Annotated in this window: 8 protein-coding genes; 3 read left to right on the forward strand and 5 right to left on the reverse strand. The window is 41.3% G+C overall.

The features are described 5' to 3' along the window. Positions 1-53 precede the first annotated feature (53 nt). The 3 genes from desA to AC1D69_RS14915 form a co-directional block, all read right to left on the reverse strand. Positions 54-1106 (reverse strand): Delta(5) desaturase DesA, encoded by a 1053-nt coding sequence (desA, locus tag AC1D69_RS14905; protein ID WP_495456938.1) that lies wholly within the window; start codon positions 1104-1106, stop codon positions 54-56. A gap of 306 nt (positions 1107-1412) precedes the next feature. Then, complete coding sequence (locus AC1D69_RS14910) at positions 1413-1880, reverse strand: hypothetical protein (protein WP_495456939.1); 468 nt, start codon at positions 1878-1880, stop codon at positions 1413-1415. Between the two features lie 137 nt (positions 1881-2017). Beyond that, positions 2018-9604 (reverse strand): pullulanase, encoded by a 7587-nt coding sequence (locus tag AC1D69_RS14915; RefSeq protein ID WP_495456940.1) that lies wholly within the window; start codon positions 9602-9604, stop codon positions 2018-2020. Positions 9605-10220: 616 nt separating this feature from the next. Between AC1D69_RS14915 and AC1D69_RS14920 the strand changes: the two genes are divergently transcribed. The 3 genes from AC1D69_RS14920 to AC1D69_RS14930 are packed head-to-tail and all read left to right on the forward strand — an operon-like array spanning position 10221 to position 15032. Continuing rightward, on the forward strand, positions 10221-11324 hold the full coding sequence (locus tag AC1D69_RS14920) for a hypothetical protein (protein WP_495456941.1): 1104 nt from the start codon (positions 10221-10223) through the stop codon (positions 11322-11324). Positions 11325-11370: 46 nt separating this feature from the next. Further along, positions 11371-13215: an ABC transporter ATP-binding protein gene (locus AC1D69_RS14925; RefSeq protein WP_495456942.1), complete on the forward strand. Its 1845-nt coding sequence runs from the start codon at positions 11371-11373 to the stop codon at positions 13213-13215. Continuing rightward, positions 13212-15032 (forward strand): ABC transporter ATP-binding protein, encoded by a 1821-nt coding sequence (locus tag AC1D69_RS14930; RefSeq protein ID WP_495456943.1) that lies wholly within the window; start codon positions 13212-13214, stop codon positions 15030-15032. Before AC1D69_RS14925 ends, AC1D69_RS14930 begins: the two co-directional genes overlap by 4 nt. A 69-nt stretch (positions 15033-15101) precedes the next feature. Here the strand turns inward: AC1D69_RS14930 and AC1D69_RS14935 are convergent, their stop codons facing one another. Then, positions 15102-15287 (reverse strand): hypothetical protein, encoded by a 186-nt coding sequence (locus tag AC1D69_RS14935; RefSeq protein WP_495456944.1) that lies wholly within the window; start codon positions 15285-15287, stop codon positions 15102-15104. 184 nt (positions 15288-15471) lie between these two features. Beyond that, a complete protein-coding gene (locus AC1D69_RS14940) occupies positions 15472-16230 on the reverse strand; it encodes a C40 family peptidase (protein WP_495456945.1) in 759 nt (252 codons plus the stop codon). Positions 16231-16260: the final 30 nt, after the last annotated feature.

Raw genomic sequence — 16260 nt, forward strand, 5'->3', positions numbered from 1 at the left:
GTATGCCAATTACGTTGGATTAGATTCTAATCTATATAGTTTACCATATTTCATTATTTTTCTTGTAGATTAGGCCGAGGAACATTTAATTTCTCTGCTACAGAATTCATATGAAGACGACGCTTCATCTCACCAAAGCTAATGAAGGTCTTATTGTTCTCATCCCATAAGCGGAAATGAAGTGATTTCAAACTCGTACTTAGTGTGATCGTAGTCGCATGTTGAAGAGGGGGTGTTGCATTGTGCGCCTCTTCCAAATGATAGTTCGGCACCTTCGGACTCAAATGGTGAACGTGATGGAACCCAATATTACCTGTGAACCATTGAAGGACTTTAGGAAGTTTGTAATATGAACTTCCGTCTACTGCGGCTTTTACATAATCCCATTCATCTTCGTTCTCAAAATAAGAATCCTCGAACTGATGTTGGACATAGAACAACCAAATGCCAAGACATCCGGCTACGAAGAAAACTGGACCTTGAATCATCACAAACGCTTGCCAACCTGTAGCCCAGATCAATAGGGAATAGATCACTACAATAGAAATATTCACGACGTAAGTATTGATGCGTTCCTTGCGTTTTGCTCCTTTACGGTTGAAGCGATATTGAACCAAGAATACACTAATCGGTCCCAATCCAAACATGACTAATGGATTACGATAGAAGCGATATGCCAACCGACGCCACTTAGAAGCCTCTATATATTCATCCACGGTCAGAAGCCACATATCTCCTGTACCCCGTTTATCTAGATTACTACTTGTTGCATGATGCATGGAATGGCTATATTTCCACTGTTCGTATGGAACTAACGCAACGATCCCTGTAATCGTTCCAACGATTTTATTAGCTAGTTTACTTTTAAAGAAAGATTGATGTGTACAATCATGGCAAATGATAAAAGTTCTGATTACAAACCCAGATGTGACGATCGCTAATATTAGGGTCAGCCAATAAGAAACGGAAAGACTTAGATAGGCTGCATACCAGAGTACTACTAATGGTCCTAATGTATTTATAAGCTGTCTAACACTCGATTTCATTTCGGTTTTTTCGTAAGGGGCGACCTTTTTCCGTAAGTTAACTTGTTTGGCCTCGGTCATGACTTGTTTCCTCCTCAGATATACGCTTTCTATTAACGTATTACAATGTCAGCGTAGTTTACTCCATTTAGTATATGATATAGATCACCATCGTTGTAGTCATAAACGTCAACTCATGAGTATGACAAACGTCATGTTCTAAATGAGCTTATTGCGGATTCCATTTAACTTAGGTGGATAAAATACTTGTATGTATTGCGAAATAAACTAAAAGACCTTCAGGTGTTGAAGGTCCTTTTCTAATCTTTACTTGTTTGCTATTCATTTATTCCTACAGTTCTACGATTTCGTATTTCATTGGATTTTTTAAGGCCATCTAGTGTCAGAACTTTTAAGAACAACTTGTCCTTTGGGTTGAGCTCTTCCACCATAAATAGTCACTGTATAAGTGCCTGAAGGAACGAGTGGCATAAAATCATTATTTAAAACTTCTACTATTTGACCTACTGGAACTTTTGTATTAAAAATAACCGTTTTCTTACTGTTGTGCATAACTTCCACTCTAAATGGTTGAGTTCCTCTATTTTTTGCATACAGTTTAATATTTGGATATCCAATTGTTACAGAATAAGAGGTTACTGGGTCCGTTGTATCCCCATTTAAATTCCAAGTTAGTATATCTTTGAGTGCATAAGGAACAATCATTTCATTTCCTTTATTGGATTTATAATCGACATTATTTGCCGAAACCATGGCACTATCAGCTGAGACTACAGTGGCGATAGATAACATTAGTACAGAAGACATTAGTAGTGAAACGAGTTGTTTTTTCATTAATGATAAACCTCCAAGTAGCTTGTATTTTGTGGAATAATATATAAAACGTTTATATACGGAGAAAGTTACACTTTTTAATATAGAAAAACCTCCCTAGCTCAACATTGAGCATAAGGAGGTTTTTGCGTGTTTCACTACATTTTGTTGAGTAAGTTCACAATGGCTTGAGCACTTTCCGCGCGACTTGTATCTTTTTTAGGCACGAATGTGTTCTTACTTTGTCCGTTCATCAACCCAAGTGATGTTGCTGCTCGGACCTGTTCAAGGGCCCATGTACTAATCTGTTGTTCATCGCTGTAGGTAGCTGTCACATCATTAGGGATCGATGTTTCAGCGTTATTCAGCTTATAAGCACGTACGATCATCACAGCCATTTCTTCACGTGTGATGGTCTCTAACGGTGCGAATGTAGACTCAGTCTTACCCTTCACTAGACCATTATGGTACGCAGAGGAAATTGCTGAAGCATACCAAGCGTTCTGATCAACGTCCTTGAAAGATACACTACCTTGATCTTCTATGCCCAGAGCGCGAACAAGCATCGCTGCAAACTGAGCTCGAGTCAAGCGTTGTGCTGGACTAAACGTACTATCCGTCGTACCTTCGACAACATGTTTGGCTGCTAGTTCCTTGACTGCTGCTTGTGCCCAGTGACCGTTCATATCTGCAAACGATTTACTGTATTCTACTACCGCATACTTGCTGAAATGATACACATCTATTTTTAACTTGCTGTTGTCCCAATATCCACCGACGTATTCCAATTTACCGTTATCCCCAATAAAATACCCACCTAGAAGTTTTGCATCTACGGATGGATCCACGTTGAAGATTAACGTGATCGGGGTTAGGAACCGATCGATCTTCACTTCTTTCCCATCCTTTGTTTTGACGGACAGACTGAAATGGTACATCTTACTTGCTAGTTTCACCTTGGTGTTCGAACTATCTGATTGACCAATAAGAGATTGTGCTACGGATTGTTCCACTTCATCCAGTTTGAACGAAATGATCGCACCCTCCGATTGATCAGCGGAGATTGATTGTTGAATGGCCTTCAATAACGATGAAGGAATTTCAACTGTGAAATCTCCTTTGTGGATTACGATTGGATTAGATCCTACTAACTCCGCAGACTTCAACGGTAGAAGAACCCCATTCTCTTTGTCTCCAAGATCAATGGTTACTGTCCCTTTCGCATTCTTTAGTAACTCCTCACTGACGTTCCTCTGTGTTATTTGATTACTAGCACCCGTATTATTTCCAGAATTACTACCCGCTCCAGGTTCACTTGGTGGAGTCGTTACTGGTGGAGTCACTGATGCAATAGTTGCAAGAATAACGGTTCCACCTTCATTCATTCCTGGAAGACTGAAACTTACTTTATTATCGTTCGTTACGTTGTAGACTACTCCACTGTACTCGTCTTTGACTTGGCTTCCAGCTTTAAACGGTACAGGAAGAATAACGTTCTGCGCCGTTGTCTTTGTATTGATGACTGTGACGATATTCTCACTATTCAGATTTTTATTGAATGCCATATATCCTTGTTCGTTAGAAGCAACAATGGAAGTCCGTGTTCCCTTGGAGAACAATTTGGAATACTTAGCGCGGATGTTCAGCAACTTCTGGTAATGATCATGCAATGGTTTCTCCGCATCTAACTGATCCCACGGCATATCTGCACGATTCTCACTGAATTGTCCTTTACTCATATCTACTGCATTGTTACCCGAACGTCCTAATTCTTCACCATAATAAATGACAGGCTGTCCTTTAGAGGTGATTTGAAGCGCAGCAGCGATCTTCAGCTTGCCTTTGTCTCCACCTACGTAATCGTTCAAGAACCCGTTCTCATCATGACTGCTTAGGAACTGCCCCATCGTTCTCGTGTTATCCATTCGTGCTTCTCGATTAGCAAGATAAGCTTCTACCGATTCAATCTTTCCGTTTGCAAAGTCTCTTGCATTCTCATTGAAACTGAAATCAAGAAGACTGTCCATTTGGCCACTTTGGAGATTTCCTCCGTCACTTTCTACGCTTGCACCGTAGTATTCACCGATCATTTTGAATTCCGGATCAATCGTAGTCAATGCATTCTTGAACGCTTTCCATGTTGTCTCATCCACATGTTTCACGGTATCTACCCGGAAATAATCAATTGTATCTCCACGTTCTGTTTGTGCACGATTCAACCAGCCTGCCTGCCAATCAATTAATTGTTGGCGAACAACTGGATCCTCTGTTTTAAAATCAGGAAGTTGAGCGAGTTCTCCCTTCATTGGATCTTCATCCGATGTTATGCCATCTGTTCTCAGCATGTTGGCGAAACGATCCTTATCATCCTGCGTGATACCAGGACGACTATCATCCGCTTTAAGACCATAGCCCGTATGATTTAATACGACGTCTACCATAATCTTAATCCCTTTATCATGAGCTGTATCAATGAGCTCTTTGAACGTTTCTATATCGCCAAGATGTTCATCAATCTTCGTAAAGTCTTTAGCCCAATAGCCATGATAACCATACTGTTTACTGTTGAAATCAAGCCCCTTATTGAAGTCAATGTTGTCAACAATAGGGGTAATCCACAATGTGTTAATACCTAACTGCTGCATATAATCTAGCTTGTCGATCAGACCTCTAAAATCACCACCATGGTAAGCTTCTAGATGACTCTTATCAACATCCTGATTATTTGTTGAATCACCATCCTGGAATCGGTCCGTTAGCGCGAAATAGATTCGGGCCTCATCCCAATCGAAATCGAGTTCTCCATTAGACGTTCTCGCTTTGACCTCTACCTTTGCAAGATGCTTATGTTTATTTCCGAATGGATCGACTAAGGTGATTGGTATTTCTTTGATTCCCGCAGTAATAGAATCCTTCACGGTAATCGTCTGCTCCATCAGTTCCGTATCAAGTTTAACTTGAGAAGGTCCACCCAATAACGAAAGATCCATAAAAGCTTCCTTATAAGTTATCACTACATCTGATGATACATTTAACTTCAGCACTGCACTTGTGTTAGACGTAAGTGAAGGCGGGTTAACTGTCGAGAGAATCGTTACAACCGGAATATGATATTCCACAACCGATTTGCCATTTATAGTATTATGCGGATCCGTAATTTCGTTCGTTTTGCCATCCTTCGTTACCAAGAAAGAGTACTCATAAGTACCCTCAACGACATCAGTCAAAGTATAACTAAACCATTCCTTCATTGGATCGTAAGTCATATCGTATTCAATACCGTTAATCTTCACCTTTGTATTTGTGATCTTCGTCATTTGACCACTTTCAAATAGTTCATCGTCTCTGTACATAAACGTAATGTTTCCATCATTCAGAATAGGTCCTCTGATGCTTGGCAGAATATCAAGTTCTTTGACCATACTCGTCACATTCACTTTGGTAAACATATCTCCAGGTGTCACCGAAATAAGACGATCATCCTGAATATCTTGCTTGCCCGTGTTCCAATCTGTCCCTTTACGAAGAACGAATCCGACGCTTGTAGCTTGAGGTGCAATTTCAATCATCACACTCGCCACACCGTTCTCCACTTTTTCAAAATCAATCTGATCATTCTTCACGCCCGTATTCCATACCCATAGATTCCAATCCGTATAATCACGATCTGGACGGATATAGTTCAATTGGACATAACGTTTACCTTCAGTTGCAGTAACAGTGACTGTAACTTGGGATGATATCCCACCATAAGTAACTGTAATCGTTGCTGTCCCTTTAGCGACTGCTTTCACTAAACCTTTGGTAGTCACGGTAACCACTTGGCTATTACTTGAAGCGTAAGTAGCTGTGTTAGTTATCGTTCTCTTGCTATTATCATCGTATTTCGCATAAGCTGCTGTCTGATGCGTCTTGCCTACTTCTAGCGAGTAGTTCGCTTTGTCCAGTTCTAATGAACTCAATACCGCCGCTGCAGCATCTTGTTTGATAATGACGGATGTTAACGGTTCAAGGGTGATCGTATTTCCCGTAAGTGAAAATCCCGATTGGGTAGTAACCGCTTCGATCCCTGCCTCATCGTTATCTACGATTACCTTACCTGTTGTTAAATCTTCACTAAGCGTCAGCGTTCTTGACTTGTTATCTGCATTCACAAATACATAATAATTGCCTGTTCCATCTGTTGCTTTATTCTTGTAGGCGATGATACTGTCACTTGCGTTAACTTCCGGTGCTGAGATCAAGGTGACGTTGGTATCTACTAAAGACTTATCCCCTAATCTGAAAGCATCGGTCGATTTCCTTAATGCTATCAATCCTGCTGTATATTCTCTTGTCATATTATTCTCAGGGTATTGCGCTTCGTTTGTGGCCTTGTTCCAATCAAACATGTTAATAGCATCGGATGAATCATAGGAATCATGTACAAAATACCCAAATACATGGCCTGTGTCATCTGCTAATTCATGATATTTCTGTTCTGGCTTCCCTGGTGCCTTCCATTGTTTCGTACGTCCGTATTCTTGACCCGCATGGAAAAAGGCTGTCCCTTGAGATGTTAATACCATCATATTCCCAAGTCTCACACGTTTAAGAATTTCCTCATCATTTGCAGGTATAGAAGGATCCTTTTTAATAGATTGTGCAATGACATCATATAAAGGTAGATTGTCATGTGCCTCAATATATGACACCATATCGCCAGGATCATCAGCTGGTGTATTACTTGGCTGTGCTTTGATGTTGTTAAAGATTGTCTTGATATCCCGTGCACCACCAGTAATAAATCTTGGCTCACCTTCACTGCCAAATCCCGATTTCAATTCATTTCTGATCTCGTCTGAGAAAACACCTACACTGTCGGTTTTATCCATCCAGTCCTGATCCGCGCCTTTTCCTGCCAACGAAGGATCTGATGCTGCTCCACCGAACGTTTTCCAACCTTCACCGATAAATAAGGCGTTAGGATTGATTGCCTCTGCTGCATCATAGGCATTCTGTACTGCATCATAGGTGGCATCACCCATCATATCCCAGCGCATGCCATCTATTTTGTATTCATCGAACCAATATTTAACAGAGTCTACCATCAATTTCTCTGCCATCTTATGGCTTGTTGCTAGATTATTTCCGAACCCTCCAATATTGTTACCATTCGCATCTTGGAAGGCATAATAATTAGGAACAATATCATTCAAAAGACTTGCTTGAGCCATATGAGTATATACGACATCTAACACTACGCCCATACCGGCTTCATGAATGGCATCGATCATCGCTTTTAACTCTTTTATTCTCAGTTCCGGGTCTGTAGGGTCTTCTGAGTAAGCGCCATCCGGTGAGAAGTAGTTGTGTGGGTCATAGCCCCAATTGTATTCATTATCTTGTGCTGAGTAATCCAATTCTCTTTGTTTCATCGCACTTTCATCCCCGTAATACCATGCCATTACAGGAAGTAATTGAATGTGTGTAACTCCAAGGGATTGGAGATAATCAAGTTTGTTTTTGAAAGCATCAAAAGATCCCCATGTTGCATTGTTTAGATCATTCTCAATCGTTGGATCTGAAGTGAAGTCTCGCACATGGATTTCCCAGATGATAGCATCTTCTCTTTTCTCATACCCTTTAATATCCGCATAGTCAAAATCTACTGGATCCGTTCTACTTAAGTCCACGATCGCCGCTTTTCCTACAGCATCTCCATCCGGACCCTTAACTCCCTTCGTATCCACACTGAATTCGGCCATGGATTTAGCATATGGATCAAGTACCTGATTCGTATCCCCATTATTCGTCACTTCATATTGATAGAAATAGCCTTTGAGGTCGGTTACATGAGCTCCTACCAGATCACTTGGGGCAACCTTGGCGGACCATACACCCTTTTCCTCCTTAGCTAAGTTAACGCTTCCTATCAATTGCGTAGAATCAACTTTGTTATATACGTTCGCAACGACAGAACTTGCCTTAGGTGCCCATAGTTTTAAAGTTACACTTCCTGCCTGATAGGTTGCTCCGAGATCATCACCCTGATAGTTGTACATTTCATCGATCATTCTCCACCCCGTGAGAGCGGTTACGGTAATTCCTGAATAAGTGATACTTAACGGAGCATTCTCCATTAAGAATGGAGTTGTATTTACTTCGATTGCTGTTGAACTAGTGATCTGAACGTTATTGACTGTTACGGCATCCCCGTTCTTGTCCGTTATCTTCAGCCCACTTTTCAATGCTCCTTCTTCCAATCCATCTGTCATCATGAAATTTACAAGTAATTTACTTTCAGATAAGATCTCTGCGGACACAAGACCCGTAGGTACCTCACCAAAAGGAGAAACGTATACCATATTATCGCCTTGTTTAATCCATAACTGATTATATCGGTCTAACAGATTAAAGTTCCTGTTCTCCTCTTTATCTGCATCACCCAAGGTACGATTTACTACGAAAAACCCCATTTTCTTAGCATTATTAATGAGCGGGATATCGACATAAGCCCCATATTTATCAACTTGACCTGCTGGGAAAGGAATTGCACCTGTAGGCCATCCTCCAGAAGGACTCGCTACGTCTTCCCAATTCCATACTCCATAGGGACTATAGTTATTGTCTGCTCTTTGATAATGTACACGAACCGTATTAGTAGGAATATCCACAGGTTCATACGGAGTTACCTGATCTGAGCCCTCTTTCATCCATACTTCATTCATCTGAGACGTCGTTATTGAAATTTTCTTGTCGCCACCATCTTTGTCCCCGCTTACACGGTTTACAACGATCGCGCCAATGCTTTTGGCTGTACTAGTGAGTGGAATATCTACAAAAGCACCATAACTGTCTACCTGTCCAGCCGGGAATGGCGTTGCTCCTAGTGCCCACCCGCTTGATGGTGATGTAACATCACCCCATAACCATAATCCAAGATTCGCATAATTGCCGTCCGTTCTATTATAGTGAACCCGTAGGTGATCTGCCGGTATTAGATCTGTCGGATCTATATTGTCTACAGGTTTAGAATAGTCTGTTGTCACACTATGATCAATCGCGTTGAAATGAAAGGTTACATCCGTATCTTTAGCAAGACTTAGTTGTTCTTTGCTAGTAGGATACATTGGATCGGTGGTAAGGTCTGTCCCAAGAATTACTTGAAACTCATAATCTCCTGCATAGACTGCCTTGGTTACGGAGTAAATATGATTAAATGTATTATCGTACATAATAGCTTGGGCATCTGTAGCAGACCAATCGCCAGCATCACCCATTTCAGTCTGTAAATCACCAATAATTCTAGGAAGTTTATCTTGATTGGTTATAAGAGGAGTATAGTAGGTAGAATCTGCAATTCTGTGGGTGTTACCGTTGTAGTAGAATGTCACTGCTGTATCTTGCTTTAGAATAATACTGATGTTTCCTCCAGCATTAACCCCAGCTGTGTTGGAATAGTTATCAAATCCATAACTAACATCCCACTTCCCATCCATAGCTACTTTGTATTCATAAGTGCCAGCGGGTAAAGTACCTGTAAACTGATAAAATCCATTACCTACGTTAATCATTTCAGTTGCTGCGGCGGCTGGGTCCCAGTCACTAGTGGCTCCCAAGGCAACCTGTAAATTACCAACTAATACGACCTTGCTCGGAGCAGCGGCTTCAATCTGTAAGGGATATAATCCGATACTCGAAATGATAAGAATGAGAGTCATGAAGATAGACCACATTTTCTTCCTTCTATAAGCAAACTTCATTTAAAATACACTCCTTCATTTAAAATTCAACAAATTGTGCAAGCGCTTGCACCAAAAGGCAGTATCCCCCCTTTATTAAACTTTAGCTGATGAAGCCGTACGATTCATGATAGTTAGCACCTTGAGTAAACATTTCAGCTATTCCATAACTAGTATAATTTCCAAATAAATGAAATCGTTTGCATGTATATAGTATACCGCTTTCATGAACCCGTCAATTTATAATTTTGAATACATAGACTTCTACAAAAACTACTAAATTTCGCTAATTTCTTCTGTTAGGTGAATAGAAATAAATATTTTATATCCAGTTAATTACAAACATTCTCGTAGGATGCCGCTACGATGACGGATTGTCCTTCCGATCGCTGTTATCCTCTGATTTCTTGATTGTATATTGCTTGAGCGGTTGAAATCAAAGGATAAAGGCGAACGCTACCGCTTCTTCAGGACAATTCCGCCATCTTCGCTACTTTTTATTTACTCTGTATTATTTTTATTTTCCTATTTACAATTACTACCTAATGGTTTATTTTAACATTAAATAGATACTAAAACTTATACATTCCATCTAAATATTTAACGAAATATTAAAACCTGTTCCTAGGAGGATATAATGAAAGAACTATTAAAAAAAAATATCCGCTTTGCCTACAACGAAGCTCTCGAATTCGTAGTTTCCATGGGTATGCTCGCTTGCGAGGAGCAAATGGTCGCCCTTGCGGAGGATTACAGGATTGAGACGGATCCTCTAGCTGAGTCCTTTCATGATGAAGCACGAGCACGATTATCACCTCATGTCCTTCGGGAGCTACAGTTTTTTTCCCAGTATCATTTTTTACACAAAGGACTTGATTTCGGTTTCTATGAATCGATCTGTATCTCATCAGAACCTCAGTCAGCAGAAGAGTGGATTACGATTCTAGAACAAAGACCTGCAGAGAAAGTCGTATCCGAAATGGTATACGGCGTATATCACGACCAAATGGATGATCTCCTACAAGGCATGGATTGGGAAGTGATTAAGATGGACCTTGGCTTGCTCTCTGAACTCGTCAAAAAAACGAAACCCCAACCAGAGCTTGTCAAAGCTCACGATCCCTTGCTCGAATGTCTAGCTCATCCAGAAGAGACAAAACTACGGTATATGCAACTTGTACGGATGTTCTATCACGATGCTTTTGCGCCCTGGAAAGATCGATTTAGAGAAGAGTCTGAACGAGCAACACTCGTCTATAAGGAACTATTTCATGCCAATCCCGAGCGATTCATACGTGAACTGATCAAAACTGAGCCTGCTACTTATGACGTCCCTACAGTCTTTCATATCAGTTTCATATCACAAGTAGGTAGCCACTCCTTACTCCTAAATAACGGAACCTCTTGGATCGGATGGGTCATTTTTGGTATACATAACGACCGTGTATTCGGACCTGCAGCAGATCGAGAGAAGACAGCGTTGTTCTTAAAAGCATTTTCTGACAAAAAGCGTTTAGACTTCTTATTACATCTACGTGAACGCCCCTATTATGGACAGGAATTAGCTACAAAAATGGGCATTACTCCAGCCGCAGTCAATTATCATGCCGGCTTCTTACTCTTCCTTGGTCTACTCGAAATGAAAAGAGAGGACCATCGAATGTATTACCATCTTAATATGGATAAACTTCAAGAATTACTAGCTATTACAACTAGGGTGATGTTAGAGAAAGATTACTAAACAACCATGAGCTACATAAACTGCTGAATCATTGGGAGGATGTAACTTGAGTCGGACTACGAAAGAAGAGGTTATAAGTAACGAAGCGACAGCAGTCGCTTCTAGCACGTTGAAACGCCTCATGAAGTTAGGCAAACCTTACTTAGGTTGGTATATTGTATTGTGCCTAATTGCGGCGGTCGTCTCACTTGCGAATGTTGCCGTGGCTGAAGCATTACGCCGTATCATTAACGCTGCCACGCACCAGGATATGTCAGGATTGATGTCTGCGCTCATCTTTGGCTGTGTGATCTTTATTGTGGAAGCAGCCGGAAACTTTCTCAATACCCTATTAACAGGCCAACTCGAGTTCAAATCAACAGCTAAGCTCCAGGCATCTGTATTGTCTAAGTTATTAAAAGTTCAAATGAAGGATCTAGACCACTATCATTCTGCCGATCTCATCAGTCGTATGAATGATTCTGCTCCCGCTGCACAACAAGGCATCAATCAAAAAACAATTGAGTTACTAAGTAACCTCATGCAGATCGCCTTCCTACTAACCTATCTATTGTCCCTTCAGTATGTATTAACCTTAGGAGTCCTCATCATTTGCTCCTTAGTTCCTCTAGTGATGATTCCATTCACTTCACGTCTGCGATCTATGCATGAGCGAAGACAACAAGTAGAAACAGCCCAGCAAGTATTCATTCAAGATACGATCCAAGGTGCTGAGGTTGTGCGATCCTTCTCCCTTGTTCCAAAGCTACGTGATCAATTTGCACAACGCGTGAAGCAATATTTCAACATTCATATACCTGTCTCTCGAATAGAAGCTGTGGGATATAATATGCCTCTTGCCGTTATACTCTTTGGCTTGCTGTACGTACTCTCCTATGGTGGGTACCTCGTTATGGATGGTCGACTAGATGTAGGCGCCGTCGCAGCATTTCTTATCTGTTTCGAGCAAATCACGAACCCCGTGTCACGCCTTGCCAATCTATGGACCGAATTTCAAGCTTCCTTGGCACAGGGTAACCGTTTGTTTGAAATACTCGATTTAAAAGAAGAAGGTAGAGATCTTGAATCTGTTCTTGATGAAGATTCCACCGATAAATCAACAGCTAATTCCCATTTGGCTGTAGGTGGATTCCACGCGATCTCATTCGAACAAGTGAGCTTCCGCTACAGCGATGAACCGGTATTGACTAACATCTCCATTACAATCGAACCTGGAAAAGTGACAGCATTTGCAGGGCCTAGTGGTAGTGGCAAAAGCACGCTCATCAATCTACTCCTTGCTGTATATGAACCCCGTGAAGGCAACATACGGTGTGGTGATATGTTGTTACGTAACATCCATCCGCGGGTATGGCGTCATGACATCGCCTACGTTTCCCAAGAACCCTACCTTTTCTCTGGAACGTTGTATGAGAATATCGCTTGGGGAAGTCCCAAGGCCCTACATGAAGACATAATTAAGGCCGCACAAAATGCAGGTATTCACGAATTCATCATGGCAACTCCCCAACAATATGAGACTGTCATCGGTGAACGCGGACTCACATTATCTGGCGGAGAGCGGCAGCGTCTATCCATTGCAAGGGCCTTTGTCCGGATGCCGAAGCTCTTGCTTCTCGATGAACCTACAGCAGCACTTGACAGCCATAATGAAGAAATTGTTCAACAAGCTCTCAAGGTGCTTATGTATGGTCGAACTACCGTAGTGATCGCGCATAGATTGTCCACCATTAGAGATGCAGATCGTATTTATTATATGGAGTCCGGTTCTATCGTTGAAGAGGGATCTCACCATGAATTAATGAATTTAGATGGTAAGTATCGCGCTATGGTGGAGACCACCTTCAAGCAAGAGAACGTCTCTACTGAGGTTATGGAGGTTGAACCATGAAGTTTAAGAATTCCACGAATCATTCATTAGGGTATGTACTACGTAGATTGATCCCATATTCTATTCCCTACAAGATCGCATTTATGGCTGCCATCCTCCTTTTATCCGCTAGGCTCGTTATGGATATTGGGTTCGCAGTCATTCAACAGGTATTCATTGATACAATCAATAACTCGAATATGAGCTCTCTGTTTCGTATAACTGCTGTTTGCGCTGCGGTCTGTGCCGTCATTATCTGTTGTCTGATGTTACAACATTACTTGCGATTCGTTGTGCAGAGTCGGATGTCTTGGGATATACGTGCCAGACTTTTTGACAAAAGTCACCGTATTCCTTTCCGCAATGTTCAATCATTACATTCAGGCGATTTGGCTTCACGTAACAATAAGGATGCAGGCATGGCGATTGGTATGGTAAATAGCATAGTATACGATCTAGGGTACAATCTCCTTCTTTGTTTTATTTCTTTTCTATATTTGGCCCAGATGGACGTATGGATTGCACTTTTAGCGCTTGGCTCCGGACCCGTTGTATTCCTTTCAGGTCGCTTCTTTGATCGTAAGCTACGCAAATTATCTACTGAGATTTATAAGAAGGAAGCCGAACTACGTGGGTTATTGCAAGAGACATTACAGGGGATGAAAGTTGTCCGCGCATTCGGCCTAGAAGAGACTCTCCTTAACCGCTATGTGAAGGAACGCGAGGCATTGAATCGGTTACAACGACGAAAGAATCTTCTGAACGGACTATTATGGCAAACCTCCGCATTTATCAATAATATCGTCATGATCGGATGTGCTAGTCTAATTGCTTTGTCTGCTGTGAGAGGTGGAACGACAGCCGGTGAAGTATTAGCATTTGTCATTCTGATGAGTCGAGTTCAATGGCCATTTGTTCACATGTCTCAGACATGGGGTGGTGTGCAAGAAGCTTTAGGTGCAGCTGATCGTGTATTCTCCATATTCGAAATGCCAGACGAAGGGGACACGGACCCATTACCTCCCACATCTCCGGCAGTTTCTAAAGGAATCGCTGCGTTATCTATACAGAATGTTCATTACAGACATCATTCGCTTGATGGAATTGGAAGTGAATCCATGCTATTCGACGGAATTCATATGCATATCTCCCCGGGAGAAACCATTGCAGTTGTGGGACCCAGTGGTTCAGGAAAGACGATGCTTGTACGATTATGTTGTGGGTTATATGAACCTAACTCCGGTACAATCTCTATTTATGGAAAATCGGTTCATGATCAACTTGACGAAGCTCGCGCCATGATTACGTATGTACCTCAGACTCCGTATTTATTCTCAGGAAGCATACGAGACAACATCGCCTTCGGCTCAGATTATGCGACTGAAGAAGAAATCCAAGAAGCCGCCAGACTTGCAGGTGCAGAGGAGTTCATTGCAAAAATGCCAGCAGGGTACGACACGTTGTTAGGTGAACACGGTTCGACTTTATCAGGTGGGCAAAGACAACGTATTGCTATTGCGAGAGCTTTTCTTCGTAACGCACCACTTCTTCTGTTGGATGAGGCAACTTCCGCATTGGATAACGAATCTGAACGAATTGTTCAGCAATCTCTTGATTTACTGATGAAGGATCGAACAACATTGGTCATTGCACATAGACTATCAACGGTGAGAGATGCTTCTAGAATTATCGTGTTAGATCAAGGTAGATTTGTTGAAGAAGGCTCTCATGAACATTTGATTGCGATGAACGGATTGTATGCCGAATTATACAACATTCAGTTTAGAGCGGAGGAAGCTGAAGCAATTGATGAAGTAGCGTCTACGATTTCTTCTTAAAAAAAAACGGTAGACCCAGAAATCACCTAGATCTACCGTTTCTTCATGGCTATATTTCATTGATTTCTATTAGACCATCATAAACTCACTTGATTCTCTGACATAGTCATTGCCCTCAATGCGAACGACTTCCGCTGTAAAAGACTCTACTCTGCCAACGATCGCTAGTTCTTCTTTAATCCACACTTCGACATTTCTTTGAAAAGTCATCGATCTTTGAAAATCTGTATCTAGCGTACACCTTTTTCTAATCATCAATATTCTCCTTATGAAAAACTCCGCGTTGAAATTAGTTCTTATCAAGCAGTATATCATTATTCATTCTTAATGATATGTTGGATTATCCAACATGATCATGGGAATATCATTAGACAAAAGACCCCTTTCAATTCGTCTCGAAAGGGGTCTTTTGTCTGGATAATCATAATCTATATATAAATTACAATGCACTTCCACCGAATAGGAAACGTTTCTCCCAATGTGTACCACTAATCTTGCTAGTTGTTACACCACCTGATTCCTTAGAATAAGTATGAAGGATTTCTCCATTTCCTAAGTAAATCCCTGTATGTGTAATAGTTGCATTAGATTTATTCGAATAGGCTGACGCATTCGTTCCTTTATAGGACATAAAGTACATCAGATCTCCACGCTTCAACTTGGTCCAGTCTGTCTTCACATTCCCCTTAGCCTTCACGTAATCCCCTTGAGCTCTTGAATCTGCTGGTAACTTTATGCCAAGACCATCAATGAATGCCTGACGTACGAAGTCAGAACAATCAAATGTAGAGGTATTCGAACGGCTTGAACCGTACTCATAAGGCGTTCCCAAATACTTCTTACCTGCTGCAATCATTTTCTCAACTTTACTACTAGCTGTGCTATTATTATTCGTATTTCCCGAAACACTCTTCGTATATTTAGATGAGGATGAAATATAACCACTGTTTCCCTTCGCATCTTTAACTTTAAGCCATGCTGTTCCCGATTTACTCACAACTGTAACTTTCTCACCTTTAGAGATCATGCGAATAATGGCCGATGTACTCGATGGAGCTTTACGTAAATTCACTCCCCATGTTACTTGTGAAGTCGTTGAAGCAGCCTCAACTTTATCCTCAAAGACTGTCGTGGACAAGCCTCCGAATAACATTACTGCTGTAAGTGATGCAGTTATCACTTTTTTACTAATCATCATGTTGTTACCTCCTAAGATGCTTATGTTCCT

It is taken from the genome of Paenibacillus sp. Y301, from assembly GCF_059445505.1.

Coding starts and splice junctions, on each gene's coding strand:
- desA (WP_495456938.1), bottom strand. CDS start 1,106: ATGACCGAGGCCAAACAAGTTAACTTACGGAAAAAGGTCGCCCCTTAC.
- AC1D69_RS14935 (WP_495456944.1), bottom strand. CDS start 15,287: ATGATTAGAAAAAGGTGTACGCTAGATACAGATTTTCAAAGATCGATG.
- AC1D69_RS14930 (WP_495456943.1), top strand. CDS start 13,212: ATGAAGTTTAAGAATTCCACGAATCATTCATTAGGGTATGTACTACGT.
- AC1D69_RS14910 (WP_495456939.1), bottom strand. CDS start 1,880: ATGAAAAAACAACTCGTTTCACTACTAATGTCTTCTGTACTAATGTTA.
- AC1D69_RS14920 (WP_495456941.1), top strand. CDS start 10,221: ATGAAAGAACTATTAAAAAAAAATATCCGCTTTGCCTACAACGAAGCT.
- AC1D69_RS14915 (WP_495456940.1), bottom strand. CDS start 9,604: ATGAAGTTTGCTTATAGAAGGAAGAAAATGTGGTCTATCTTCATGACT.
- AC1D69_RS14940 (WP_495456945.1), bottom strand. CDS start 16,230: ATGATGATTAGTAAAAAAGTGATAACTGCATCACTTACAGCAGTAATG.